The organism is Streptomyces sp. NBC_01363 (assembly GCF_026340595.1).
Classification (GTDB): Bacteria; Actinomycetota; Actinomycetes; order Streptomycetales; family Streptomycetaceae; genus Streptomyces.
In genome coordinates this window covers 2,070,285-2,096,291 of record NZ_JAPEPF010000002.1, presented here as the reverse complement: position 1 = coordinate 2,096,291, position 26,007 = coordinate 2,070,285, and the positions used below count along the sequence as shown (strand labels likewise).

Genomic DNA, 26,007 nt, shown 5'->3' with positions numbered 1-26,007 from the left:
CCCGCATTCACGCGGACCGTTCCTCTCTCCCTCGCTACGGCGCGGGCAGCTCCACGAGTTCGGCAATGGTCTCGCGGTGCCGCCCGGCCGTGCCGTACGCGATCGAGTCGGCCTTGGCGCGCTTGAGATACAGGTGCGCCGGATGCTCCCAGGTCATGCCGATCCCACCGTGCAGCTGGACGCACTCCTCCGCGGCGTGCACGGCGACCTCGGAGCAGTACGCCTGCGCGACGGCCACCGCCAACCGCGTGTCCGGGCTGCCGGTCGCGAGGGCGTCCGCGGCGTTCCGCGCGGCGGCGCGGGCCGACACGACCTCCAGCCAGAGCTGCGCCATGCGGTGCTTGAGCGCCTGGAACGAGCCGACCGGCCGGTTGAACTGGTGGCGTTCACGGGTGTATCGGACCGTTTCGGTCAGGCACCACTCGGCGATTCCGAGCTGTTCGGAGGCGAGCAGTCCGGCGCCCGCCAGCAGACCCCGGCCCACGGCGGCGACCGCGGAGGCACCGTCGGCCAGCCGGGTCCCGGCAGCCCCGGTGAGGGTGACGGTGGCGAGCGGGCGGGTCAGGTCGAGCGGTACGAGCGGCTCGACGGCGACACCTTCGGCACCGGTCTCGACCGCGTACAGACCGTCGGTCGTCGGCACCAGCAGCACATCGGCGGTGGCGGCGTCGGCGACGCCGGTCACCGTCCCCGCTACTTTTTCGGCCACGACACCGGCCGGCTGAGCGGCGTCGGGCGCCGAAGCGGCGAACGGCACGGCGAGCGCCGCGACCCTGCGGCCCGCGGCGAGGTCGCCGAGGAGCGCGGCAACCGGTCCGTCGGGCGCACCCAGGGCGAGGAGCGTCTGGGTGGCGACGACCGCACTGGTCAGATAGGGCGCGGGCGTGACACCGCGGCCCAGCTCCTCCAGCACCACCGCGGCTTCACGATGACCCGCACCCTGCCCGCCGAACTCCTCGGGCACCAGCAGCCCCGCGGTGCCGATGTCGGCGGCGAGGGCCTTCCAGAGTCGCGGGTCGTACGGGGTGTCGGACTCGACGCGGGCGAGTACCGTCGGCGCGTCGCTCCGGTCGGCGAGCAGCGAACGCACCGCTGCCCGCAGATCCTCCTCCGCCTCCGAGTACAGCAGATCGGGTTCGTGGTTCTCTTCGGTAGGTGCGGTCATCGGGCCAGGTCCTTCCAGGCGACGTCCTTGTCGTTGCGCGGCTCGGCGGGCAGGCCGAGGACGCGCTCGGCGACGATGTTGAGCAGCACCTCGCTGGTGCCGCCCTCGATGGAGTTGCCCTTGGAGCGGAGGTAGCGGTAGCCGGCGTCCCGTCCGGTGAAGTCGACGAGTTCGGGCCGGCGCATGGTCCAGTCGCCGTACAACAGCCCTTCCTGGCCGAGCAGTTCGACTTCCAGTCCGCTGATCTCCTGGTTGAGCCGGGCGAAGGCGAGCTTCATTCCGGAGCCTTCGGGGCCGGGCTGTCCGGCGACGAGCTGCTGGCGCAGCCGGGTGCCGGTGAGCCTGGCCACCTCGGCCTCGACCCAGAGGGTCAGCAGGCGCCGGTGGAGGTCGTGGGTGCGCAGTTCCGGACGTTCGCGCCAGGTGCGGGCGACCGGGCCGATCATGCCGCCCTCGCGCGGGATCCGTGCCCCGCCGATGGAGACCCGCTCGTTCATCAGCGTGGTCTGCGCGACCTTCCAGCCCTCGCCGACCGGGCCGAGGCGCCTGCTGTCGGGGATGCGTACGCCGGTCAGGAAGACCTCGTTGAACTCGGCCTCGCCGGTGATCTGGCGCAGCGGCCGCACCTCGACGCCCGGGTCGGTCATGTCGCAGATGAAGTAGCTGATGCCGCGGTGCTTGGGCTGGTCGAGGTCGGTGCGGGCGATGAGGATCGCCCAGCGGGCCAGGTGGGCGCTGGATGTCCAGACCTTCTGCCCGTCGACCACCCAGTCCTCGCCGTCACGGACGGCGCGGGTGCCGAGGGCCGCGAGGTCGGAGCCGGCGCCCGGTTCGCTGAAGAGCTGGCACCAGACCTCCTCGCCGACCCAGAGCGGCCGCAGAAAGCGCTGTTTCTGCTCGTCGGTGCCGTAGCCGAGGATGGTGGGGGCGGCCATGCCGAGGCCGATCCCGATCCGGCGCGGGTCGTTGTCGGGGGCACCCGCCGCGGCGAGTTCGGCATCGACGACGGGTTGCAGGGAGCGCGGGGCGTCGAGGCCGCCGAGGCCGGCCGGGTAGTGCACCCAGGCCAGTCCGGCGTCGAAGCGGGCCTTGAGGAATTCGGTGCGGCCGGTGGTGGCCGGGGGGTGTGCGGCCAGCAGGTCCTGAGTGCGGCGGCGGAGCTCGGCCGCGTCGGGTGCGGTCATCGGGCTGCTCCTGACGGGAGGACGACGATCCGGCCGGTGCTGGTGCCGTCGGCGACCCGCTGGACGGCGTCGGCGGCCCCGGCGAGCGCGACGCGTTCGCTGATCAGCGGCTTGACGGCGCCCTGGGCGGCGAGCCGGGTGAGCTCGTCGTGGCAGGCGCGGACGGCGGCCGGGTCCTTGGTGTTGTACAGGCCCCAGTGGAGTCCGACGATCGAGTAGTTCTTGACGAGTGCGTGGTTCAGCGCCGGGGTGGGGATGACACCGCTCGCGAAGCCGACGACGATCACCCGGCCCTCGAAGGCGACGCACTTCACGGACTTGGCGTAGGCGTCGCCGCCGACCGGGTCGTAGACCACGTCGGCGCCGCGTCCGCCGGTGGCTTCCTTGACCGCGGCGACGATGTCCTCGCCGTGGCGGTCGATGACCAGGTCGCAGCCGAGCTCGGTGGCGGTCTTCGCCTTTTCGGGACCGCCGACCACACCGATGACGGTGGCTCCGGCGGCCTTGCCGAGCTGGACGGCGGCGCTGCCGACCCCGCCGGCCGCCGCGTGGACCAGGAGCGTCTCGCCCGCCCGGAGGTGTGCCCTGCGGTGCAGGCCGAACCAGCCTGTCTGGTAGCCGATGTGCAGGGCGGCGGCCTCGGCGTCGTCCAGGGTGTCCGGGGCGGGCAGCAGCGCCGCCTCGTCCGCGACGACGTATTCGGCGAATCCACCGTTCGGCAGAGCGGGGGTGGCGAGCACCCGCCGCCCGTCCGCCGTCCTGCCGCAGATCTCCACGCCGGGGGTGAAGGGCAGCGGCGGCCGCACCTGGTACTGGCCGCGGCAGAGCAGCGCGTCGGGGAAGTTGATGTTCGCCGCGAGCACCTCGATGAGCACCTGCCCGTCGCCGGGCGTGGGCCTGTCCGTCTCCTCCAGCCGCATCACCGCGCTCGGCTCACCGTTCCGGTGCACTCGCCATGCCTGCATGAGGGGCCTCCACAACACTGTCGGCATTACCACTGCTCCGGCGCATACTAAGCGGTCGCTTGCCACTCTGGGAACAACCCGCCACTACCGGTTTCGGCCGGACCCGGACATGGGTGCGCCCGGTCCGGACCGAAGGGAGCTTCGGTCCGGACCGGGCGCGGGACGGTGCCGTGCGCGGGCGTCAGCCCTGGCCGGCCACCACCACGTCGGCGATCTGCGGTACCGCCGAACCGGCGCGCCAGGCGAGCCGCACCGCGTCGGCCGTGCGACCGGCCGTGTCCACCCGGGTGTACGGGCCGTCGAGCGCGCCGACGGTCCGCCACGTTCCGTCGGTCGCCCGCAGCTGGATGTCGGCACGGGCCGTGGAGCCGGCCGGCTGCAGAACGGTGACGGAGGGCACCGCACGTGCGGCGCCGAGCCCCAGCTCCAGCGTCTCCCCGGCCTCCGGTGCGCGAGCCGCCCGGTAGACGGTGCCCGGGTCCCCGTCGGACGCCGCGCGCAGCGAGGATCCGGCCGCGGCGGGCGGCCCTCCGGTCACCGCGCCGTCGTCCGTCGGAACGCTGAACTCCCGTACGACGAGCCAGTTGTCCTGGCCCGCGGTCGCCCGTGCCCGCACGTAGCGCGCCTTCGTCCCGGCGGGCGCGGTCGCGCTGACGTCCGGCTTTCCGGAGAAGGCGGTGAGCTGCTGCCAGCTCTGTCCGTCGGCCGAGTACTCCAGAACCCCCTGGTGGAGGTAGTCCTCGGTGCTGCCGGGCTTGGCCATCGCGAGGGTGACGGAGCCGATGTCCCGGACCCGGCCGAGATCCACGGTGATCCCGTCGCCCGCGGCGGGCGCCCCGTCGCTCCAGAAGTAGGTGGAGTCGTCACCGTCCAGTACCCGGGCGACGGCATTGCTCTGGTACGTGCCGAGGTTCGTCGAGACCGAGGGCCTGCCGCTCACGCCGAGGATCCGGTCGTGCTCGGCTTCGGCCGCGTCGATGAACCCGTCCAGGACGCCGTCCCCGACGAGGACCGGCACCTTGCTCCCGTCGAGCCCGGTGTAGGTGAAGGACTTCGCCGCGGTGACCTGTGCGGGCAGCTGCTGCCTCAACTCCCAGGCCTGTGCGCCCTTTCCGGCGCGGGCCGCCTCGACCATGCGCAGCGCGGTACGGGCGGCGGTGGCCCAGGATCCGGTCGCGTCCAGCCAGGGGGCGGCGTCGGCGACGAAGCCGCGGTCCGGGAGGCCGGAGCGCAGCCGGCCGGGCGCCGAGCCGAGCGTGCCGAGCACCGAGGTGAGCCGGGCGGCGTCACCGGACTTCCAGTAGCGGGCGAACTCCGCCGCCAGTTCGGGGGCCTGGTCCTTGTTGAGGGCCGAGCTGTAGTTCGCGTCGGCGAAGGCCCGCAGCGCCTGCTGGGTGCGCGGGTCACCGCCCGCGTACTCCTTCAGTCCCTCGCCCCATGAGGTGCGGGGGTCGTACGCGGCGTCGTTCCAGGCGTAGTCGGCGACGGTGTACAGCGCGATCTTCGAGGCGTACGGCTGGATCATCGGGTTCGCCGTGATCCCCGCCAGCTTGCCGGGCAGGCCCCTCTCGCGCCCGCTGAACGGGCCGAGCAGCAGCCGGTTCGTCGCGTAGTCATTGACCGGGTAGTTGTCCCAGGTCAGGATCGGGTGGCCGAAGACCGTGCGCGCGGCCTCCGCCTGTGCGACGGTCATGGTCGGCGCGACGACACCGACGCCCGTCCACTCGACCAGGACATTGGGGTCGAGCTGCTCGGACAGCGCCTTCTTGTACGACGAGGCGGAGACGTCGTAGTACTCGGTCGGGACCATCTGGAGCGGCTGGGCGCCCGGGTGGGTGGCGATGAACTCCTTGTTGACCCGGTTGAGCAGATAGGCCTGCGCCGCGCCCGCCGCACCGCCGCCGGTCCCCCACTTCGCCTTGTCCTCGGCGCAGTTCCAGTCCGTGTAGCTGATGTCGTCGAGCGGCACGGCGAAGGTGCGTACGCCGATGTCCCAGATGGTCTGGAACTTCTCGACCAGCGCCTCGGCGTCGGCGTCGGAGCTGTAACACACGGAGAGGCCGGGCGAGAGCGCGTACGTGAACTCCACATGCCGCTGCGCGGCCCGGTCGGCGAGCTCCTTGATCCCGGCCAGTTGGTCGGCCGGGTAGGCGTCGCGCCACTTCGCACGGAGATACGCGTCGTCCTTCGGCGAGTACACGTAGATGTTCATCTTGTGCTCGCCGTAGTAGTCGAGCTGGTCGAGCCTGGCCTCGTGCGACCACGGGGTGCCGTAGAAGCCTTCGATGACGCCGCGCAGCGCGGTGCCGGGCCAGTCGCGCACCGCGAGTCCGGCGACCCGGGCGCCGGGATGCCCGGTGTGCGGCAGGATCTGACGCAGCGTCTGCGCGGCGTAGTACGTGCCCGTGGTGTCCTTGCCCGCGAGGACGATGCGATCGGCGCCGATGCCGAGCACATAGCCGTCGGCGGGCAGCGCGGACGGGCCCTCGATCTTCTGCGCGGCGAGCGCGGCCGCGTCACCGACATGGACGGTGAGACCGTTCCGGGCGGGTCTGTCGCCGCGTACGACGCGCTGGGCACCGGCCCGGCGCAGCGCGCTCTCCACGACCTGGATGGCGGACTCGTCGGAGGTTCCACCCGCCACCACGGTGACGGTCGGGCTGATGATGATCCGATCGGCCCGGGTCTTCACGGACTGCGGGGTCGGTGTGACGGCGGGGGCCGGCCGGTCGGCGGCGGCCTTCGCCGGGGTGGCGGTACGGGCACCGTCGGCCGCCTGGGCGGTCGGCACGGCGGTCAGCAGACCGCCGACGAGCAGGGTCGCCGCCGTACCGAGCGCGGTGAGACGGGGTGGGCGAGGCGTCACTAGTCCTCCATTGATCACTCAAGTCACCAGAGTCGCGCAACACAACAACACCGAATTCAACATCGTGGCGCTTACATGTCAATGGTCTGGACAACATCAACACGTGGACCTGGGCTTTTGCCCCCTGGAAGGGGTACCCGTGCAAGCCTGACGCCGAACATGCAGAGCCGGAATACCGAGCCGGAACGCACCGCCGGAACGCCGAGCGGGGCCCGGACCGGACTCAGCGAGCGAACAGCTCGAACGTGACGGCCGGACGACCGCCGAACCGCTCCCCCTCGGCCCGCGCGTGATCCGTCAGAAAGGTGCGGCAGTACGCCTCGGGGTCCTCCTCCGTCAGCCCTTCGATGTACGTACGGTGGGCCAGCAGCGACCTCACCGAACGCTCCAGCCCGGCCGTGGCGTCGACGGCATGGGTGGGTGCGCTCGACCCGGCGACCGCGACCCACCGCACCCCGTTCCACGGCCGGAGCCCCGCCTCCGCGAGCTCCGGGAAGATCCAGCGGTTGCCCGCGTCGGCCGCGGCGTCCAGGGAGGCGCGGCCGACCGCCCGGTGGTCGGGGGTGTTCCAGGCGACGCCGCCCCAGGTGTCCCGGTGATTGAGCGTGATGACCAGCTCGGGGCGGTGCCTGCGGATGGCCGCGGCGATGTCCCGGCGCAGCGGGAGGCCGTACTCGATCACGCCGTCGAGATCACGCCGTCGCGGTGGTCGAGGAACTCCACGGTGGAGACGCCGACGACCGCGGCACTCGCCCGCTGCTCCCGCTCGCGCAACGGCGCGCACTTCTCCGGTTCCAGCGTGGCGATGCCGGCCTCGCCACGGGTGGCGAGGAGGTAGGAGACCTCGCGACCGCCGTCGGTCCACCCCGCGACCGCCGCCGCGCAGCCGTACTCCAGGTCGTCGGGTGCGCGACCACGGCGAGGGCGCGCCGCCAGTCCGTGGGCATGGGCGCGAGCTGCTCCGTCATGTCGGCAGGCTAGCGCCCCGCGATCGGCCGCGCCGCGCGTTCCACGGACGCCTTCTCCGGCGTATCGCACGTCTCACCCCGCTCATGAATACCCCCAGGGGTATCAATGTTAGCCTGGGGCAGAGATACCCCCCGGGGTAAAGCATCACGGAAGGAGCCGTGTCGTGTTCTTCGTCGACACCATCGAGACAGCGGGTCTCGGCAACCGCAGTTATCTGGCGGGCGGGCAGCGGTCCGCCGTGGTCGTGGACCCGCCGCGCGACATCGACCGGGTCATCGCCGCTGCCGCCCGGCGCGGCGTACGGATCGCCCTGGTGGTGGAGACGCATCTGCACAACGACTACGTGACGGGCGGCCTGGAGCTGGCGCGCGTCACCGGGGCGCGGTACCTGGTGCCCGCCGCGGCCCGGGTCGCCTTCGCCCGTGTCCCGGTCTCGGACGGTGACGTCACCCCGGTCGACGACGGCCTCGCGCTGCGTGCGCTCGCCACCCCCGGGCACACCCCGCACCACACGTCCTACGTGCTGGCGGAGGAGGGCCGCGACGTGGCCGCCTTCACCGGCGGCTCGCTGCTGATCGGCAGTGTGGGCCGGCCCGATCTGGTGGAGCCCCGGCTCACCGCCGAACTGGCCCGCGCCCAGCACGCCTCCGCGCACCGGCTCGCCGATGAGCTCGCGGACGCCGTGCCCGTGCTGCCCACGCACGGCTTCGGCAGCTTCTGTTCGTCCTCGCAGGCCGAGGGGTCGGCCACGACCATCGGCGACGAGCGCGAGCGGAACGACGCGCTGGTCAAGGACGTGGACACCTTTGTCGCGGACCTGCTCGCCGCTCTGGACGATGTCCCCGCGTACTACGCGCACATGGGCCCGGCCAATGCCGCAGGACCGGCCCCGCTGGATCTGACCCCGCCCGACCCGGCCGATGCCGAGGAGATCGCCCGGCGGCTGGCCGCGGGCGAGTGGGTGGTGGATCTGCGCAGCAGGGTGGCGTTCGCCGAGGGGCATGTCGCCGGATCGTTCAACTTCGAGGGCGAGGGCCTGCTCGCCACGTATCTGGCCTGGCTGATCCCGTGGGGCAAGCCGGTCACCCTGCTGGCGAGCACCGCCACCGACATAGCGGACGCCCAGCGGGAGCTGTCCCGCGTCGGCATGAGCCGTCCGGTCGCGGCGGCCACCGGCGGTCCCGAGGACTGGGCGGGCACGGCGACGGCGCTGCGGTCGTCGCGCCGGTCCGACTTCGCCGGCCTGGCGGCGGCCCGGGAGCGGGGCGAGGACCCGGTCGTACTCGATGTGCGCAGGGACTCCGAGCACCGTGCGGGTGCGGTCACGGGGGCGGTGCACATCCCCCTGCACGAGCTGCCGAAGCGGCTGGGCGAGGTGCCGCCGGGCGTCGTGTGGGTGCACTGCGCGGGCGGGACGCGGGCGGCCATCGCCGCGTCGATGCTGGACGCGGCGGGGCGCGAGGTGGTGGCCGTCGACGACGGTTTCGGCGCGGCGGCGCAGGCCGGCCTGTGTCCCACCGTCCCCGTGCCCGCCCCATGACCGCACTGGTCGTGGCACTGGCCGCCGGTGCGGTGGTCGGCCTGGCACTCGGCGGACTGGGCGGCGGCGGAAGCGTGCTCGCCGTCCCCGCGCTGATCTACCTGCTCGGCTTCGATCCGGCCGCGGCCACCACCGCCGGACTCCTCATCGTCATCGCGACGTCCCTCACCGGGCTGGTCGCCCATGCCCGGGAGGGCCGGGTCCGCTGGCGTACGGGAGGGCTCTTCGCGGCGGCCGGAATCATTCCGGCGGCGGTGGCCGGGGCGCTGTCGGTGCGGATCCCGTCCGGAGCGCTGACCGCGGGGTTCGCCGTGCTCGCGGTGGTCGCCGCGGTACGGATGCTCCGCCCGCGGGGCGAGCCGGCGCCGCAGGCCGGGGACGGTGCAAGCGCCGCGCCCGCCGGACGGGTCGCGCGGACCGGCGCCGGGCTCGGCGCGGTGACCGGGTTCCTCGGCGTGGGCGGCGGGTTCCTCGTGGTACCCGCGCTGGTCACCGTGGTCGCCGTTCCGATGACCGCGGCGGTCGGCACCAGCCTGCTGGTCATCACGGTGAACTCCACGGCTGCGCTGGCCACCCGGCTCGCCACGCCCACCGCGCTGGACTGGGCGACGATCGCCCCGTTCACGGCGACGGCGGTGCTCGGCGCCTGGGACGGGCAGCGGCTCGCCGCGAAGGTGTCCACGGCCGCCCTGCAACGGATCTTCGGCGCGGTACTGCTGGCCGTGGCCGTGTTCATGCTCGTCGACGCCGTGACATGAACCACGGCGCCCCTCCCCGGCCGGCCCGGCCGGCTCAGGCCAGCGAGAGAAAGAGCTTCTCCAGCCGCGCCCGCATCTGGTCGCGGTCCGCGGGCTCCTGGCCGCCGTCGGCCATGCAGTGCTGCAGACCCGTCGCGATGATCGCGAAACCGGCCCGGTCCAGCGCCCGGGACACGGCCGCCATCTGCGTGATCACGTCCTCGCAGTCCCGGCCCTCCTCGATCATCCTGATGATCCCGGCGAGCTGGCCCTGTGCGCGGCGAAGGCGGTTGAGGACCGATTTCAGTTCGTCGGCCGCCATGTCGAGTTCCACAACATCCTCCTCCTCCTGATACCCCAAGGGGTATTCTAACCCGACCGGGGAAGGGGGGACCGCTTCTCTCCCGAGCCCCGGTGAACGAAAGGAAACACTGCTCGTGACCAGCCCCGTCTCCCTCTCCCCCGCCCAGGCCGCGGCCCGTCTCGCGGAGTTCACCGTGATCGATGTGCGGGCTCCCGGCGAGTACGCCTCCGGACATGTTCCCGGTGCGCTGAACATCCCGCTGGACCGCCTTTCCGAGGCCGTGCCCGCGCTGAAGTCCGCCGCGGCCCGCGGCTCGCTGCTGATGGTGTGCGCCTCCGGCGTCCGCTCCACGCGGGCCTGCGACATCCTCGCCGCCGCCGACATCGACGCCGTGACGCTCTCCGGCGGCACCTCCGCCTGGGAGGGCGAGGGCCGCGATCTCGACCACCCGGCCGGAGCCCGCGCGACCTGGCCGATGGAGCGTCAGGTCCGGCTCGCCGCCGGTTCGCTCGTGGTGGCCGGCCTGCTCGCCGGGGTGCGCTTCCCCGCGGCGCGCTGGATCTCCGCCGGTGTCGGCTCCGGTCTCGTGTTCTCCGCCGTGACCAACACCTGCGGCATGGCGGCGGCCCTGTCGAAGCTCCCGTACAACCGGGCCCCGCGCTCGGCCACGAGCCTGGACGCCACGCTGCACGCCCTCCAGAGCTGACACCCGTGGTTCCGTGAGGGGGAGGAGCCGGTCACGCACGCTGCGTGGCCGGCTCCTCCCCCTCACGGAGACCGGAAGGACGGAGAATGGTCAGACGTCGTCCCGGACCAGGGCGAGCAACCGGTCCAGTACGCGCGGTCCGCCCGCACGCAGCCCGTCGTGCTCGTACTCATTGGTCACCCAGGTACGCAGGCCCCGGATCGATGCCGCCGTGCGCAGCGCGTGTTCCGTGTCGACGTACATGTCGTCGTGGTAGACGGCCGCCGCGACCGGCACCTGATTGGCCGCCAGGCGCTCGGGGTCGTACAGCGGCGGCCAGTCGGTACGGGCGGCCAGGAGTTCGGCGGTCTCGCGCAGCGGGCGCAGCGCCGGGTCCACCTCGAAGTGCCAGGGGTGGATGCTCTCACCGGTGAAGAGCACCGGACCGTCGCCCTCGATCGCCGCGGCGGCGTCGAACTGCGGGAATTCGGCACGGACCCGCTCGGCCGCCCAGCCGGTGGGCTGCTCGCCCTGGCCGTAGATCGCCTCGTGCATCAGAGCGTACAAGGGATGCCCGGCGAACGAGGTGGCGGCCCGCATGGCCTCCTGGAAGGTGTCGGAGAGCTCGGTGCCGAGCGGCGTACGGACGAAGGCGTTCTCCAGCAGATAGTGCAGCTGGTGGCTGCCGTTGCCGCCGCCCAGCATGATGCCGAGGGACTGGAACCCCTCGGGCGTCAGACGGTGTCCGGCGCTTTCCGGGCGGTGCTCCGCCAGGTGGGCGGTGATCTCCCGGGCGCGTTCGGCGTCCTGCGGGTAGCGGGCGTAGTGGGCGGCGACCTTGCGCTCGATCCGGGGGTAGGCGGCCCGGTACACGTCGTCGGCGTGCGCGTCGAGGGAGGGCAGCCCACCGGTGATGAGGACGGCCTTGAGCCCTTCGGGAGCGGCCGACAGGTAGCGGACGGCACAGAAGCCGCCGAAGGACTGGCCGAGGACCGTCCACGGTTCGCCGCCGGTCAGCTGCGGGCGGATCAGCTCGCAGTCGCGCACGATGTTGTCCGACCGGAAATGGGCGAGGTAGTCGGCCTGCTCGCGCGGGCCGCCGCGCAGCGGCAGGGTCTGCCGGTTGGCCGGGGTGGAAAGGCCGGTGCCGCGCTGGTCGAGCAGCAGCACCCGGAATTCCCGCACGGCCCGTCCCAGCCAGGCCTCCGCGCCGACGAAACGCCGGGCGCCGAAGCCGGGGCCGCCCTCCAGATAGACCAGCCACGGCAGCTCCTCGTCGGTCCTGCCGCTCGCCACGGCCTCCCTGCCGAAGACTTCGATCTGCTCGCCACCCGGATCGCCGTGGTCGAGCGGGACCGTGAAATAGCGGTCGGTGAAGACGATGCCGGGGTGCCGGTAGCTGTTCACAAGGTGCTCCTGAATCAGATGTCACGGACAGTTCAGCACACGGCCGTGACACGGACGGTCGCGGCCCGTGTGCGGAACACCCGGGGGCCTCCTACCGTGCAGGCATGATCCGGTTCGAGCAGGTCGGCAAGGTGTATCCGGACGGCACCAGAGCGGTCGACGATCTCTCCTTCGAGGTCGCCGAGGGAGAGCTGGTCACCCTCGTCGGACCGTCCGGCTGCGGCAAGACCACCACGATGATGATGGTGAACCGGCTGATCGAGCCCTCGTCGGGACGGATCCTCGTCGACGGCGAGGACATCGCCGGCGTCGACCCGGTGAAACTGCGACGCCGGATCGGCTACGTCATCCAGCAGGTCGGCCTCTTCCCGCACCGCACGGTCCTCGACAACACCGCGACCGTCCCCGCGCTGGTCGGCTGGAAACGGGCGAGGGCCCGGGCACGCGCGGCCGAGCTGCTGGATCTGGTGGGCCTCGACCCGAAGACGTACGGCTCCCGGTACCCCGCGCAGCTCTCCGGTGGGCAGCGCCAACGGGTGGGTGTGGCAAGGGCGTTGGCGGCGGATCCGCCGGTACTGCTGATGGACGAGCCGTTCGGCGCGGTCGACCCGGTGGTGCGCGAGCGGCTGCAGGACGAATTCCTGAGCCTGCAGGCGACGGTCCGCAAGACGGTCCTGATGGTCACCCATGACATCGAGGAGGCGGTCCGGATGGGCGACCGGATCGCGGTGTACGGGGCGGGGCGCATCGAGCAGTTCGACACCCCGGGCGCCGTGCTCGGGGCTCCCGCGACTCCGTACGTGGCGCAGTTCGTCGGCGCCGACCGGGGTCTGAAGCGGCTCTCGGTCACCACGATCGAGCCGGAGGACCTGGAGGAGCCGCCGGTCGCCCGCCTGGACGAGCCGGCCGGCGCGGCGGCGGCGCGGCTGGGCGGCACGGGTGCCCGCTGGGCGGTGGTGCTGAACGGAGACGGCGATCTGCACGGCTGGGTGGCGGCGGACGCGTTGCGGATCGCCGGCGACCACGGCACGGTCGGCGAACTGGCCCGCAGGATGGATGCCTGGGTGCCGGTCGGGGCCCCGCTGAAGCAGGCGTTCAGCGAGATGCTCCAGCACGATGCGGGGTGGGTCGCGGTACTGGACGGGTCCCGGTTCCTCGGCGTGCTGACGCCGGCCAAGCTCCACGAGGCGCTGCGCCGCTCGGTCGACGCGGACGCGCGGGGCGTGGGCCGGGACGAGGTGCGCTTCGACTCGGTCGCGGACGCGTAGGGAGGGACGGGCGCGGCCGAGCGCAGGAAGAGGCGGCGGCACACCCCCGGCTCGTTCGCCGGATTCGTCTGCGGCTCGTTCATGGGTGAACTCCGTCCCGGGAGTGGGTGAACGTGTCAGAGATAGGTGGCGGCGGTCACACAGAAGCCGCCCAGGGCGACGGCCCAGACGTACGGCAGGGTGCGGAGCATCACCTGCTGCGGGGTGACGCCCGCGTACTGAGCGCTCCACACGGTCTGGGTGCTCGTGGGGTCGGCGACGCCGAACACCTGGTTGTACGAGGTGGCCAGGCCCAGGACCGCGGTGGCGGGGTAGATGCCGGCGGCGATCAGCACACCGGCGATGCCCGCGCCGAGACCGAAGACGTTGAGCGGGCCGCGGTAGAGGCAGAGCGGTACGAGGACGGTGAAGACGAGGACGAACAGCACCGCGTTCTGCGGGCTGACCGCCTTGACGAGAGGTTCGAGCGCCTCGATCGCTCCGGGCAGCTTCACGGCCGCGAGCAGGATGCCGATGGCGATGAACAGGGTGATCGGCGCGGCGGCCACCTCGAAGCCGCCGTACAGGGTGCGCAGCAGCCGCTTGTTCATCTCGCGCGGCCCGGTGGTGGTGACCAGGCAGTACAGAACGCCCGCGAGCAGCGAGGGGATGATGGCCACGTCGAGGCCGAGGGCCAGGACCAGGGGCACGACCGGCGTGAGCAGCGCGTACCAGGGGGCGTCGCCGAGCCGGACACGCCTGCTGGAACGCGGCTTCGGCGCAAGGGACTTGGCGGACCAGGCGTGCTCGACGCCGCGGCGACGGGACTCGACGAGGACGAAGAGGACCGCGGCGGCCAGCGCGAACGGGAACAGCTTGACCATGAATCCGCGCACGGTGGGGACGGGTAGTTCGAGCGCGGTGGAGAAGAACTGCCAGACCGGGAGCTCGAACGGCATGCCCGCCGCGATACCCATGAGGATCGTGCCGGCCGCGGTGACCCTGGGAATGCCGACGGCGATCATCGCCGGGATGCCGATGATTCCGGCGAGCATCGCTGCGGGCGCGGAGCCCGTCACCGTACCGACGAGCGTGGAGACGGCGAGGACGCCGAGGGCCACCACGACCGGACGGTCGCCGCCGAATTCGACGATCTCGCGGACGAGGGTGCCCGCGATGCCGGTCTCGTCCAGGAGCTTGCCGAGCCAGGAGCCGAGCAGGATGGCGATCATGGTGGCGGCGAGGGCGGGTGCGCCCTCCTGGAGGACCGTGTCCAGGACGCTGTTCTTGCCGGTGAGCGGGGCGCCCGCGACGAGGGCGATGACGACGGCCAGGACGACGAGCGCGAAGGCCGTGGGGAGTTTCCGGGTGAGCATCGCGGCGACACCGGCCGCCATGACGAGGAGGATGACGACGCCCATGGCGTTACTTCTCTCTTCCGTGCGGTGCGATGGTGGGGTGCGCGTCGGCGGTGGCCAGCGCGGCGGTCAGCAGCAGCGGACTGCGTCCGAGTCCGCAGGCGGTGCGGGCGTAGGCGTGGGCGGCGATCTCCTCGGCCCCGGCGACATGGCCGTACAGGCGTCGGCGTCCGGCGCGCAGCGCGACATGACCGAGGGCGCGTTTCAGTTCCGCCTTCGCCGGGCCGTGGTGGAGCAGTTCGTGGACGGCCTCGTGCGCGAGGGCCGCGGCGCGTACCGAGCCCGTCGGGTACCAGTGGCGCCAGCCGCGCTCGTCGACCAGGGCCTCCGTGCGGGCGAGGGTGTCGGTGTACAGCTCGACGGTCGCGGGGCGCGAGGTGTAGCGGGCGAGGAGGCCGTGTTCCAGCCCGCCGTCGCGTTCGACGACGCGGGCGCGCGACGGGGCGGGGGTGAGCCGGGCCCCGAACTCCGTCGCCACGGTGGCCCAGTGGCGCAGCAGATCGCGGTCGCGTCCTTCGTGCGTGGGGGTGGCCGCCAGGAGCCGTACGCCGAACTCGACGTCGTCCGTGGCGGCGAGGTCGGCGGTGCGGCTCATGTCCGTACCTCCACGACCGCGATCACGGGCTCGTCCGCGGCGCGGGTGCCGAGTTCGCTGCGGGCCAGGGCGAGCAGCGGCTGCGGGTCCAGGACGCCGGAGAGGTCGGCGATGCGGGAGCCGATGAGCAGCCGCAGGGCGGGGGCCCGGACTCCGCCGTCGCCGTACGAGGTGGCGTCGCCGACGAGCCGGGCGAGCGTCTCGGGGGCGCGGGCGACGGTGGTGGTCTCCACCAGGGCGTCGGGGGCGTGCAGCCGGACGACACCATCGGTGTCGACGACCCGCACCGGGTGCCGGGTGGTGCGGAAGCGGCGCCGGATCTCGGTGCCGTAGACGGTGTGGGCGGGAGTGCCGGCCAGGATGCTCACGTCCGACGGGTCGGCCTTGAGGCTGGCCGCCGCGGCGCGCAGCCGTTCGTCCCCGTCGGCGCGGTGGGCGCGGTCCTGGGTGCGGAGTTCGGTGGCGCCGGTGGCCACCGCCCGTACCGTGCTGGTCTGCGGGTCCACGGTCACTTCGACCTCCACGCCGTCGGCGGCGGCGCCCTGGGCCACGACGGCCGCCTCGGCCTCCGCGCGGACGGCGAGGATCTGTTCCTGGCCGGCGCCCGGGATGATCCGCTCGATCTGTTCACGGACCAGGGCGAGGGCGACTCCGATGGGGCTGATGACCTCGCTGTGCCGGGCGATCCGGCCCTCCTGGCCGGTGACGGACGCCAGGTGCGGGGTCACGGACGCGGCACCTCCGCCGCCCCCGACCAGCACCGCGGTGTCCTTCTCCAGCCGGTAGTCGCGGATCATGGCGTCGGTCACGGCCCTGACCTGTTCGATGCCCGCGTCGAGGAGCCGGGCGGCGGCCGTCGCGACATCGGTGGACAGCGCGGCGGCCAGCGGGGCCAGCGCGGCCTGGGCCACGTCCTGGTCGCAGCGGGCGAAGTCGCCCTCGGGCACCCGGCCCAGCGCGTTGGCCGCGCAGGTCATCGTGAGCGCGTACCGCCCGCCGGCCGCGTCGATCACGGCGTAGTCGTCGGGGTCGCCCTCCATCGGCCGGACGGTGGCGACGCGCGCGTCGCGCAGTTCGTCGAGCGTGGCGAAGCAGGCGTACGGCAGTCCGGCGATGTGCGCGCTGCGGGGCCCGACGCCGACGACCCGGCCGCCGCCGATCCGGACCATGGACCCGCCACCGACGCCGACGGTCCGCACATCGAGCGCGGAGAGGTACGACGCCTTGCCGAGGATGGTGGCGTGCCGGACGGCGACCTTGCCGCGGCGCACGACGCTGATGTCGGTGGAGGTGCCCCCGGTCTCCAGGAACAGGCCCTCGCTGATCCGTTCCCGCATCAGCGCGCCCGCCACTCCCGCGGCGGGGCCGGAGAGCACGGTCAGCAGCGGGCGTCTGCGCATCTCGTCGAGCGACATCACACCGCCGTCGCACCGCATCACCATCAGCGGCGCGTTCACCCCGGCCTTGGTGATGGAGGCGTCGACGAGGTCCGCGGTGGCCAGCATCCGGGGCAGGATCGCGGCGTTGACCACGGCGGTGCGGGTCCGCTTGGCGAGTCCGTACAGGGAGGTGATCTCGTGCGCGGCCGTCATCGGCAGTCCGTGCGGGCGGGCCGCTTCGAGGACCGCCCGCTCGCCCTCCGGCCGGTCGACGCCGAACGGCTCGCTGGCGACGAGCACTTGGGCACCGTCCCGGGTGACGGCGTCGACGGCGCCGCGCACCTCGTCGGCGTTCTCGGGGTCGGCCACATGGGCGTAGGAGAGCGGCAGCCGCTTGCCCGGGGCGAGTTCGAGCCCGCCGAGCGAGGCGAGCCGGCGGGTGAGCACGGCGCCGGGTCCCGTTCCGATGCCGATCAGCCCGACGGTGGCGACATCGCCCTCCAGCAGGGCGTTGGTAGCCTGTGTCGTGCCGTGGGCCAGGAACGCCACGTCCTCGGCGGCGCGGCCGGTCTGTTCCAGCAGCCGGTCGAGTGCCTCGACGATGCCGTGGGCGACCCCGTCCTCGTGGTGGTGGCTGGTGGGAACCTTTACCTGCCCCAGCAGGTCGAGGGTCGTGGCGTCGACGGCCACGGCGTCGGTGAAGGTTCCGCCCACGTCGATACCGACGCGGATGCGGTGGGTGGTCATGGCTGGGCACCTCCTTGTGCGGGTGGGTTGATGCGCGGACGGGCCGGGTGGGACAGGTGGAGCTGTCCCACCCGGCGTTTCACGGATTCCGGACGGGCCGTCAGTAGCCGCGTACGTCGGGCCAGTGGCGCTGGACCCCGTCGCGGTCGAGCAGCCGGGCGAACGCCTCGTACCGCTTGTCCTCGGACTGGACCTGGTGCGGTTCGACGCCCTCGGCGAGGCAGTGGGCGACCAGGGCACCGGCGACCTCGCCGATGTTCCACTCCACCGGGTGGAGCCGGTAGCAGCCGTTGGTGATGTGGGTGGTGCCGATGTTCTTGCCCGCGGGCAACAGGTTGCGGACGCGGCGTGGCACGAGGGCGCCGAGCGGGATCTCGAACGGGACCGAGCCGATGTCGATGTAGTTGTCGCCTCCGGTGGAGGGGTGCAGATCGATGCGGTAGCTGCCGACGCCGACCGCGTCCCGGTGGCGTGTTCCGCCGTGCGGGCCGACGAGGTCGATCGCCACGTCCTGCTCGGTGACGGTGGTGACGGCCTTGATCCGGCGGGACTCGCGTACGTACGGGGCCTTGGCGAGGCCGTCGTCGGTGCCGGTGATGTCGGGGCGGATCCGCAGTCCGGGGAAGCCGGTGCCACCGTCCTGGCGCGGGGCCTCGGTCTGCAGCCAGTACAGCACCGACAGCGACAACTGCCGTGCCTCGGCGGCCGCTTGTGCGGAGACCTCGTCCCCGGCGCCGATCAGCGGCTTGAGCCAGTAGTCGTTGAGCGGCCAGTTGACGAGCGTGATGTCGGAGTCGAAGGCACCGGGGCGGTGCATTCCCCGGGCGAGGATGCGGCGGAAACCCCACAGCTCCTTGTCACCCGCGTCCGCGCTCTGGTCGGCGCTGACGGCGAGCGGGTCGACGTCCGGGTTGGGGACGAAGGTGCGCGGTACGGATTCCAGGGAGCGCGGGTCGGGCGCCTGGAATCCGAGGAGCGGGCCGGGCCAGAAGTCGGGGCGGTAGGAGCGCCAGAAGTCGTAGTCGGCGGGGCGGTCGACGGTGTGGTTCTCGCCCTCGTGGTGGGAGAGCGCGAAACACACGGTGATGCCCTGCTGGTTGAGCGGCCGGGCCTGTTCGGGGGCGTGCGGTTCGTCGAACTCGCTCCGCGCCTCGGCGCCGATGGCGTGCTCGACACCGCCGAGTTCGAGGAGTTCACCGGTCTCGGTGGCGTCGACGACGTAGCGGGCAGTGACGGTGGTGCGGTCGCCGGTCCGGAGGTCCTCCAGCGTGACGGCTCGGATGACATCGTTGTCCGCGTCGATGGCCACGGCCCGGTGTTCGCTGAGCAGGGTGAGGCGGCCGGCCGCCCGGTGCGGTGCGAGCATCGCCTCCAGCACGGTGAGCGCGACGCGCGGTTCGTGGCAGAGCTTGCTGACGCGTCCGGCGCCCGGGTTGAGGTCGGTGAGGGCGAGGGCCTCGGAACGCATCGGGTACCACTGGCGGTAGTACGCCCGGATACCTTCGCGCAGCCGGCGGTACGAGGCGGTGGTGCCGAACTGCTCCACCCACGGGTGCTCGTCCGGGGGGACGGCCTGGGAGGTGAGCTGGCCGCCGATCCAGTCGGTCTCCTCGGTGAGGACCACGGTGCGTCCGGCGCGGCAGGCGGCGAGCGCGGCGGCGACGCCGCCGAGTCCGGCGCCCACGACGAGGATGTCCGGTTCGGGTATCACTGGTCTCCTTGAGCTGTACGTACGGGTGGTGCGGTCGGTCGGTGGTCCTCGGTGGCGGGCGGCGGGCCCGAGGTGGCGCCGGGCCGGAAGGTGCAGGCGACCAGGGGTTCGGTGGCCTCCTCCCCGGCGACCAGCGCGGCGAGCATGCGTACGGCGGCCGCGCCGAGCCGGGTACGGGGGATGTCGAAACCGGTCGGCTCGGGCCCGTCCGCGAGGTCGGCGGGCGGGCTGCCGAGCAGCGCCAGGGAGGCGTCGCGCGGGCAGTCGATCCCGGCTTCGGCGACGGCGCGGCGCAGGGCGCGCCAGGCGGCCCCGGTGTCGGTCTCCTCGGCGACGAACGCGGTGACGCCGTCGGCGAGCCAGCTCCGCAGCCGCTCGGGGGTGAGGTCTCGTTCCGGGTCCGCGGAGCGGAAGACGCTCTGGAGGCCGCCGGCCGGGCCGGCCGCCTCCAGCCCTTCGAGGAAGCCCTGCTCACGGTCGGTGGAGGCGGGCGCCTCGTCGTCCTCGCGGATCAGCACCATCCTCCGGTGCCCGAGCGCGGCGAGGTGGTCGACGACCTCCCGGGCAGCGCTCACGTAGTCGGCGCCGACCCAGTGCAGGCCCTCCGGCTCGTCCCGGCGGCCGAGGTGGACGACCGGGAAGCCGTCGGCGACCAGCCGGCCCAACTCCTGGACCGGCGCGTGGCGGCCGAGGAACAGGCAGCCGTCGGCGAGACGGACCCGGTTCAGCGCGTCGGGTCCGGCGGCCCCCGCGCCGCCGGTGCTCGACCCCGTGAACAGCACCAGGTCGTAGCCGCGCTCCGCGGCCTCGCGCTCCACGCCCACCAGGAACGGGTAGTACGAGTGCTGCACATCGGTCGGGAACGTCGCGGTGAAGCTGAACACGCCCAGCAGGTTGTTGCGCGCCGCCGCGAGCCTGCGGGCCGCCGGGTCGGGGACGTAACCGAGACTGCGGGCCGCCTCCAGGACCTTCTGCCGGGTCTCCTCCGAGATCGCGGGGCCCTGCCTCTTGTCCGCGAGCACCAGCGAGACCGTGGCCTGCGAGACCCCGGCGAGCCGTGCGACCTCCGCCTGGCGCGGGCGGGCCGTGCGGCCTGCCGGTGCGGGTGCGCGGCCCGGCCTGGCCCGCTTCCTGGGTTCCTCCACCATGGCTCCTCATATCGATTAATGCGTATTAGTAATGCGCATTAACGATTACTGTGAGGGTCGGCCGGGCGTCGGTCAAGGGGCCGGGCACAACTTCTTCACCGCGCGCCCCCCGTACGGTGTGATCAACCATCCCCGCGAAGAAGGCGGTCCCACATGTCCCTGTTCGATCTGCCGCTCGACCGGCTGCGCGACTACCGCAGCGGGTCGGTGGAGCCGGAGGATTTCGACGCCTTCTGGTCGAAGACGCTCGACGAGGCCCGGTCCCACGACCTCGACGCCCGTTTCGAACTGCGCGCCGGCACGGGGCTGAGCACCGTCGACGTGTACGACGTGACCTTCGCGGGCTTCGGCGGCCACCCGGTCAAGGGCTGGTTCGTCGTCCCGGCGGGCACGACGGAGCCGCTGCCGGTGGTGGTCGAGTTCATCGGTTACGGCGGTGGGCGGGGCCTGGCGCACACCCATCTGCTCTGGGCCTCGGCCGGTTTCGCCCACTTCGTGATGGACACCCGCGGCCAGGGCAGCGGCTGGCTCGTCGGCGACACCCCGGACCCGGTGGGCAGCGCCCCCGCGTACCCCGGCTTCATGACCCGGGGCATCGAGGACCCGGAGTCGTACTACTACCGGCGGGTGTTCACCGACGCGGTGCGTGCGGTGGAGGCGGCGCGCTCGCACCCCCTGACCGACGCGGCGCGCACCGCGGCCATCGGCGAGAGTCAGGGCGGCGGCATCACGCTCGCCGTGGGCGGACTGATACCCGACCTGGTGGCCATCGCGCCGGACGTCCCGTTCCTGTGCGACTTCCCCCGCGCCCTCACGGTCACCGACCGGACCCCGTACCGCGAGGTGGGCAACTACCTCAAGACACACCGCGGCCGGGCCGAGCGGGCGCGGGCCACGCTGTCCTACTTCGACGGGGTGCACTTCGCCGCACGCGGGCGCGCGCCGGCGCTGTTCTCGACCGCCCTGGAGGACATGACCTGCCCGCCCTCGACCGTCTTCGCCGCCTTCAACGCCTATGCCCACCAGGACAAGACCATCGAGGTGTACGACTTCAACGATCACGAGGGCGGCGGGCCGTTCCAGGAGGCCGTGCAGCTGGGCTGGCTCCCCGGAAGGCTGACGGCCTGACCTCGAGAGGCGGCGGTCGTCCACGGCGATGGTCCGCGGCGGTATGCCGGGGCGGTCATCCGCGCGGGACGAGGTTCTTGGACTCCAGGTAGGTGCGTGCCACGTCCTCGGGCAGCCGCCGCCAGCTGTCGACCTGCTCGTTGAGCCGGGCCAGGTCGGCGGTGGTCAGTACGGTGTTGAGCCTGCCCAGCGCCGTGCGTACGCCTGCGCTGCCCGCCCGGGACCGGTTGACGACGGGGACGAGGTAGTCGGCGTTCTGGAGATGCTTGTCGTCGGCGAGCAGGACGAGGCCGAAGCTGTCGAGCGTGGCGTCGGTCGTGGTGGTCAGCACCATCTGGTCCTGACCGTTCTGGACGGCCTGTTTGGCCTGGGTGGTGCCGACGCCCTTGGGATCCACCGCGGTGATGCGGATGCCGTACGTCTTCTTCAGCCCGGGTGCGCAGTAGGGGCGCTGCACGCATTCGTCACCGGCGGCCAGACGTACGGGAAGCCGGGACCTGCCCAGGTCGCCGAGGGTCCTGAGACGGTGCGCGGACGCGTACCGGGCGGCGACCGCGAAGGCGTTCTGGTCGACGGCGCGCCCGGGGTCGAGGACGGTGAGACCGCGGGGCTCGGCCAGCGCGCGCAGGGCCTTCATGGTGGCGGCGAGGTCGGGCGAACCGACCGGGGTGGCGTCGGCGCCGTTCTTCCTGGCGTTCAGCCAGTCCGCGAAGGTGGCGGCGTACTCCGGCACGACGTCGATCTGGCCGCTCTCCAGCGCCGGTTCGTAGATCTCCCGGTTGGTGACGGAGATGATCTTCGTGGAGTAGCCGGCCCGGTCCAGCAGCAGCGCGTACATCTGGGCGAGCAGATCGCTCTCGGTGAAGCCCGCGGAGCCGATGGTGAGGTGCTTGCTGTCGCCCGGCGGTGCGGTGACCTCGCCCCGGTTCTCCAGGGAGGGGCCGGTGCCGCACCCGGCCGCCGGGAGCAGCAGCAGCACGGCGACGGCGGTTCGTGGCCTCATCCGGATCCCCCGCCGCGGAACCGTCCGGGGACGAGCAGCCGGCCCGCCTCGAAGAGCCCTTCGACGATCAGCGCGAAGACCGCGACGAGCACCGCCCCGGCGACCACCTGGGCGGTGGAGGCGAGGTTGAAGCCCGCCGTGATGATGCGGCCGAGTCCCCCGCCGCCCGCCAGCGCCGCGAGGGTGGCGGTCGCGACGAGCTGGACGGCGGCGATCCGTACGCCGGTGAGAATCAGTGGGAGGGCGAGCGGCACCTCGACGCCCAGCATCAGTTGTCCGCCCGTCATGCCCATTCCCCTGGCCGCGCGCACGACATCGCGGTCGACCTCCCGCATGCCGACATAGGCGTTGGTGAGCAGCGGAGGTACGGCGAAGAGCACGAGAGCGATGACGGTCGGCCACTCGCCGTGCCCGCCGATCGGGGTGAGGAGCAGCAGCACCAGCACGGCGAAGGTGGGCACGGCCCGGCCGATGTTGGAGATGTTGACGGCGAGTGCGCCGCCCTTGCCGAGATGGCCGAGGACCACGGCGACCGGCAGCGCGATCAGACAGCTGATCAGCAGGCAGACGACGGTGAGGAACAGATGCTGGCCCAGCCGGTTCCAGATGCCGCCGTCACCGGACCAGTGCGCGGAGGTGGTGAGCCAGGACCAGGCGTCGGCGAGGGTGTTCACGACTGCCCCCGGGTCCACGGGGTCAGCAGTCGCTGCGCGAGCAGGAGCAGCAGGTCGGCGGCGACGGCGATGACGACGCAGAGGACGGAGGCGGTGAGCACCTGGGCCTTGAAGTAGGTGTTCATCCCGGAGTAGATGAGGTTGCCGAGTCCGCCGTAGCCGACGATCGCGCCGACCGTGACCAGGGAGACCGCGGAGACGGTCGCGATCCGCAGTCCGGCCATGGCCGCGGGCAGCGCGAGGGGCAGCTCCACGGCGAGCAGCAGCCGCAGGGGTCCGTACCCCATGCCGCGCGCGGCCTGCCGGGTCTCCTCGGGCACCGCGCGCAGTCCGGCGAGGATGTTCCGTACGAGGAGGGTGAGCGAGTACAGCACGAGCCCGGCGACGACGAGCGAGGCGGAGAGTCCGTACACCGGCAGCAGCAGCGAGAACATGGCGAGCGACGGCACGGTGTAGAGAATCGTCGTCACGCCGAGCACGGGTCCCGCCGCCCAGCGCCGGTGCCGTGCCGCGAGGGCGAGCGGGACGGCGAGGACCAGTCCGATGAGCACGGCGGCCACGGTGAGCTGAAGGTGCTGCACGACGGCGTCCCAGAGAATCTCGCGACGGCTGGAGAGATAAGCCCCGCAGAGCCACTCATTGCGCGCCAGGCAGTCGTCCGGAGGCGCGGTCACCCGTCCATTGGAGCCTGCGGGGCCGCGCGGGCGCGCGTCCTGATCGACCGTCCGGGGGTGGTGCGGGTACGTATGCACCTCACGTGCCGGGGCGCGGCCGGGAAGTGCGCGGCGGGCCGGCATGGGTGGCGGGCAGCGCTAGGCGGGCGCCGACGCTCCGGGCCGCTCGACCTTTCGCACCGTGATGTCGTCCGGTCCGAGCAGGCGCCCGTCGGCCGCGCGGACCTCCAGCGCCCGGGGAGTTCGACCGTGGCGCAGGTCGACCATCTCCGAATGCGGTTCGCCGGGGTCGAAGAAGTGGCCCTCGCCCCACTGCCTCAGCGCCACGATGACCGGGAAGAGGTCCCTGCCCTTGGCCGTCAGCACGTATTCGTGGCGGGCCCCGCCGTCGGCCGCCGGAACCATGTCGAGAATCCCGCCCCCGACCAGCTCGCGCAGGCGCGCCGCCAGGATGTTCTTCGCGACCCCCAGACTGCGCTGGAACTCTCCGAAGCGGCGGCTGCCGTCGAACGCGTCACGGACGATCAGGAGCGACCACCAGTCGCCGATCGCGTCGACCGAGCGGGCCACCGGGCAGTCGCTGTCGTCGAGGCGCGTCCGCTTGACCATTCCGTTCCCCTTCACATCATCGGTTGCAACATGCTACCAGCTGACGCTAACGTCCACCTGGTAGCAACTTGCAACCGAATTGATCGAGGGGCACCCGTGACCGACAGCGAGAGAACGATCAGGACCGCGGACACCAGCGGGGGAACACCGGCACCCGCTCTGTCCGGGCGCACCACTCTGCTCTTCGCGGTCGCCTCCGGAGTGGCGGTGGCCAATGTCTACTTCGCGCAACCCCTGCTGGTCACCCTGAGTCAGGACTTCCGGATCAGTACGGCAGCGATCGGCGTCGTCGTGACCCTCACCCAGATCGGCTACGGCCTCGGGCTGTTCCTGCTCGTGCCCCTGGGCGATCTGGTCGACCGGCGAACCCTCGTCGTGACCCAGCTGGCGCTGCTCGCGGCAGCGCTCGTCGCCACCGGCACGGCAGCCACCGCGCCGGTCCTGCTGACCGCCCTGGCCGCTGTGGGCTTTCTCGCCGTGGTGACCCAGACGCTCGTGGCCTTCGCGGCATCGCTGTCCGCCCCGGACCGACGTGGCCGCGCGGTCGGCCTGGTCACCAGCGGAATCGTCATCGGGATCCTGCTCGCCCGCACGGTCTCCGGCGCGCTGGCCGACCTCGCGGGCTGGCGCTCGGTCTATCTCGCCTCGGCCGCACTGACCCTCGCGCTCACCCTGGCCCTGTACCGCGTGCTGCCGCGCCGGTCGGCACCACCGGCCTCCATGCGGTATCTACGACTGCTGCGTTCGACGCTCACGCTGTTCGCCGAGGAACGCGTACTGCGGGTCCGCGCGCTGCTCGCCCTGCTCGTCTTCGCCGCGTTCAGCACCCTGTGGAGCTGCGTCGCGCTCCCGCTGAGCGAACCCCCGCTGTCGCTGTCGCACACCGCGATAGGGGCGTTCGGGCTCGCGGGAGCCGCGGGCGCGCTCGCGGCCGCGCCGGCCGGACGCCTGCACGACCGGGGTCTCGCCGGGTGGACGACCGGCACCGCACTGGTGCTGCTCACCGTGTCGTGGCTCCCGCTCGCCCTCACCCGGCAGTCGCTGTGGGCGCTGGCGATCGGCGCGGTCGTCCTCGACCTGGCCGTGCAGGCCGTCCATGTCACCAACCAGAGCCTCATCTACGCGGTCCGTCCCGACGCCGGAAGCCGTCTGATCGGCGGCTACATGGTCTTCTACTCGGTCGGCAGCGCCACGGGCGCCCTCGCCTCGACGGCCGTCCACGCGATGGCCGGGTGGGGCGCGGTGTGCCTCCTCGGCGCCGCGATCAGCGCGCTCGCGCTCCTCGTGTGGGTGGTGGACAGCCGTCAGTGCGCTTCGGTCGCCGGTTCGAGGACGAAGACCGGGATCTGCCGGTCGGTCTTGCGCTGGTAGTCGGCGTAGTCGGGAAACGCCTCGACCGCCCGCTGCCACCACAGGCCCTTCTCGTCGCCCGTGGCCTCACGGGCGTTCATGTCCTGGCGGACCGGGCCGTCCTGGAGTTCCACCCGGGGGTCGGCCACGATGTTGTGGTACCAGACTGGGTGCTTGGGGGCGCCGCCCTGCGAGGCGACGACGGCATAGGCGCCGTCGTGCTCGACCCGCATCAGCGGGGTCTTGCGGATTTTTCCGCTCTTGGCCCCGCGGGTGGTGAGGATGATGACGGGCAGGCCCCGCATCATGGTTCCCTCGGTGCCGCCGGAGCTCTCGAACAGCTCGACCTGATCGCGGACCCACTGCGCGGGGCTCGGCTCGTACTCTCCCTGGAGAGGCATGGCATCTGTCCCATCGTCGACGTTCGGACGCGCAGGCACTTCCGACGCGCAGGCGCGTGGACCTGCGGACATCGGTGTGTCCCGTCCGTTGCGAAAACTCT

At 72.4% G+C, this 26,007-nt stretch carries 22 protein-coding genes and 1 pseudogene; 6 read left to right on the top strand and 17 right to left on the bottom strand.

Annotated features, from left to right (window positions below):
* Positions 1-34 precede the first annotated feature (34 nt).
* From OG611_RS37240 to OG611_RS37220, 5 genes and pseudogenes are all read right to left on the bottom strand, one after another.
* Positions 35-1,165 (bottom strand): acyl-CoA dehydrogenase family protein, encoded by a 1,131-nt coding sequence (locus tag OG611_RS37240; RefSeq protein WP_266430608.1) that lies wholly within the window; start codon positions 1,163-1,165, stop codon positions 35-37.
* Complete coding sequence (locus tag OG611_RS37235) at positions 1,162-2,349, bottom strand: acyl-CoA dehydrogenase family protein (protein ID WP_266430605.1); 1,188 nt, start codon at positions 2,347-2,349, stop codon at positions 1,162-1,164. Before OG611_RS37235 ends, OG611_RS37240 begins: the two co-directional genes overlap by 4 nt.
* Positions 2,346-3,314, bottom strand: a complete 969-nt coding sequence (locus OG611_RS37230; protein WP_266430602.1) for an NADPH:quinone oxidoreductase family protein — start codon at positions 3,312-3,314, stop codon at positions 2,346-2,348. The genes OG611_RS37235 and OG611_RS37230 overlap by 4 nt, the downstream gene beginning before the upstream one ends.
* Before the next feature lie 181 nt (positions 3,315-3,495).
* Entirely contained in the window at positions 3,496-6,180 is a 2,685-nt protein-coding gene (locus OG611_RS37225) for a beta-N-acetylglucosaminidase domain-containing protein (protein WP_266430599.1), read from the bottom strand.
* 223 nt (positions 6,181-6,403) lie between these two features.
* Positions 6,404-7,148, bottom strand: a pseudogene (locus tag OG611_RS37220) (PIG-L deacetylase family protein).
* A gap of 164 nt (positions 7,149-7,312) precedes the next feature.
* Between OG611_RS37220 and OG611_RS37215 the strand changes: the two are divergent.
* Together OG611_RS37215 and OG611_RS37210 are read left to right on the top strand one after the other, a co-directional pair.
* Positions 7,313-8,689 (top strand): rhodanese-like domain-containing protein, encoded by a 1,377-nt coding sequence (locus OG611_RS37215; protein ID WP_266430596.1) that lies wholly within the window; start codon positions 7,313-7,315, stop codon positions 8,687-8,689.
* Positions 8,686-9,447 carry a sulfite exporter TauE/SafE family protein gene (locus tag OG611_RS37210; protein ID WP_266430593.1) on the top strand — a complete coding sequence of 254 codons (762 nt, stop codon included), beginning with the start codon at positions 8,686-8,688 and terminating at the stop codon, positions 9,445-9,447. Before OG611_RS37215 ends, OG611_RS37210 begins: the two co-directional genes overlap by 4 nt.
* 34 nt (positions 9,448-9,481) lie before the next feature.
* On the opposite strand, the gene OG611_RS37205 is transcribed toward OG611_RS37210, so the two are convergent.
* A complete protein-coding gene (locus tag OG611_RS37205; protein ID WP_093546175.1) occupies positions 9,482-9,760 on the bottom strand; it encodes a metal-sensitive transcriptional regulator in 279 nt (92 codons plus the stop codon).
* 103 nt (positions 9,761-9,863) lie between these two features.
* Here OG611_RS37205 and OG611_RS37200 point away from each other — a divergent pair, with 103 nt between their 5' ends.
* A complete protein-coding gene (locus OG611_RS37200; RefSeq protein ID WP_266430590.1) occupies positions 9,864-10,436 on the top strand; it encodes a rhodanese-like domain-containing protein in 573 nt (190 codons plus the stop codon).
* Between the two features lie 90 nt (positions 10,437-10,526).
* Here the strand turns inward: OG611_RS37200 and OG611_RS37195 are convergent, their stop codons facing one another.
* Positions 10,527-11,822 carry an alpha/beta fold hydrolase gene (locus OG611_RS37195; RefSeq protein WP_266430586.1) on the bottom strand — a complete coding sequence of 432 codons (1,296 nt, stop codon included), beginning with the start codon at positions 11,820-11,822 and terminating at the stop codon, positions 10,527-10,529.
* 104 nt (positions 11,823-11,926) lie between these two features.
* Between OG611_RS37195 and OG611_RS37190 the strand changes: the two genes are divergently transcribed.
* Positions 11,927-13,090: an ABC transporter ATP-binding protein gene (locus OG611_RS37190; RefSeq protein ID WP_266430583.1), complete on the top strand. Its 1,164-nt coding sequence runs from the start codon at positions 11,927-11,929 to the stop codon at positions 13,088-13,090.
* Between the two features lie 116 nt (positions 13,091-13,206).
* Here OG611_RS37190 and OG611_RS37185 read toward each other — a convergent pair whose 3' ends face one another.
* The 5 genes from OG611_RS37185 to OG611_RS37165 all read right to left on the bottom strand — a co-directional run bounded on the left by OG611_RS37185 (position 13,207) and on the right by OG611_RS37165 (position 20,064).
* Positions 13,207-14,490 (bottom strand): TRAP transporter large permease subunit, encoded by a 1,284-nt coding sequence (locus OG611_RS37185; RefSeq protein WP_266430580.1) that lies wholly within the window; start codon positions 14,488-14,490, stop codon positions 13,207-13,209.
* Positions 14,491-14,494: 4 nt separating this feature from the next.
* Entirely contained in the window at positions 14,495-15,082 is a 588-nt protein-coding gene (locus tag OG611_RS37180; protein ID WP_266430577.1) for a hypothetical protein, read from the bottom strand.
* Entirely contained in the window at positions 15,079-17,208 is a 2,130-nt protein-coding gene (locus OG611_RS37175; RefSeq protein WP_266430574.1) for a hydantoinase/oxoprolinase family protein, read from the bottom strand. The genes OG611_RS37180 and OG611_RS37175 overlap by 4 nt, the downstream gene beginning before the upstream one ends.
* 100 nt (positions 17,209-17,308) lie before the next feature.
* Positions 17,309-18,919, bottom strand: a complete 1,611-nt coding sequence (locus OG611_RS37170; RefSeq protein ID WP_266430572.1) for an FAD-dependent oxidoreductase — start codon at positions 18,917-18,919, stop codon at positions 17,309-17,311.
* Positions 18,916-20,064 (bottom strand): LacI family DNA-binding transcriptional regulator, encoded by a 1,149-nt coding sequence (locus tag OG611_RS37165; RefSeq protein ID WP_266431423.1) that lies wholly within the window; start codon positions 20,062-20,064, stop codon positions 18,916-18,918. The genes OG611_RS37170 and OG611_RS37165 overlap by 4 nt, the downstream gene beginning before the upstream one ends.
* A 156-nt stretch (positions 20,065-20,220) precedes the next feature.
* Here OG611_RS37165 and OG611_RS37160 point away from each other — a divergent pair, with 156 nt between their 5' ends.
* Positions 20,221-21,195 carry an acetylxylan esterase gene (locus tag OG611_RS37160; RefSeq protein WP_266430569.1) on the top strand — a complete coding sequence of 325 codons (975 nt, stop codon included), beginning with the start codon at positions 20,221-20,223 and terminating at the stop codon, positions 21,193-21,195.
* Positions 21,196-21,250: 55 nt separating this feature from the next.
* Here the strand turns inward: OG611_RS37160 and OG611_RS37155 are convergent, their stop codons facing one another.
* The 4 genes from OG611_RS37155 to OG611_RS37140 all read right to left on the bottom strand — a co-directional run bounded on the left by OG611_RS37155 (position 21,251) and on the right by OG611_RS37140 (position 24,155).
* Positions 21,251-22,198, bottom strand: a complete 948-nt coding sequence (locus OG611_RS37155; protein WP_266430566.1) for an ABC transporter substrate-binding protein — start codon at positions 22,196-22,198, stop codon at positions 21,251-21,253.
* On the bottom strand, positions 22,195-22,872 hold the full coding sequence (locus tag OG611_RS37150) for an ABC transporter permease (protein ID WP_266430563.1): 678 nt from the start codon (positions 22,870-22,872) through the stop codon (positions 22,195-22,197). The genes OG611_RS37155 and OG611_RS37150 overlap by 4 nt, the downstream gene beginning before the upstream one ends.
* Positions 22,869-23,546 (bottom strand): ABC transporter permease, encoded by a 678-nt coding sequence (locus tag OG611_RS37145; protein WP_266430560.1) that lies wholly within the window; start codon positions 23,544-23,546, stop codon positions 22,869-22,871. The genes OG611_RS37150 and OG611_RS37145 overlap by 4 nt, the downstream gene beginning before the upstream one ends.
* A gap of 138 nt (positions 23,547-23,684) precedes the next feature.
* Positions 23,685-24,155: a helix-turn-helix domain-containing protein gene (locus tag OG611_RS37140; protein WP_266430557.1), complete on the bottom strand. Its 471-nt coding sequence runs from the start codon at positions 24,153-24,155 to the stop codon at positions 23,685-23,687.
* A gap of 159 nt (positions 24,156-24,314) precedes the next feature.
* Between OG611_RS37140 and OG611_RS37135 the strand changes: the two genes are divergently transcribed.
* Positions 24,315-25,526 carry an MFS transporter gene (locus OG611_RS37135; protein WP_266431422.1) on the top strand — a complete coding sequence of 404 codons (1,212 nt, stop codon included), beginning with the start codon at positions 24,315-24,317 and terminating at the stop codon, positions 25,524-25,526.
* Here OG611_RS37135 and OG611_RS37130 read toward each other — a convergent pair.
* The gene (locus OG611_RS37130) at positions 25,460-25,906 is read right to left on the bottom strand and encodes a nitroreductase family deazaflavin-dependent oxidoreductase (RefSeq protein WP_266430555.1); all 447 of its coding nucleotides are present in this window, start codon (positions 25,904-25,906) and stop codon (positions 25,460-25,462) included. The two genes, OG611_RS37135 and OG611_RS37130, sit on opposite strands and share 67 nt — an antisense overlap.
* Positions 25,907-26,007: the final 101 nt, after the last annotated feature.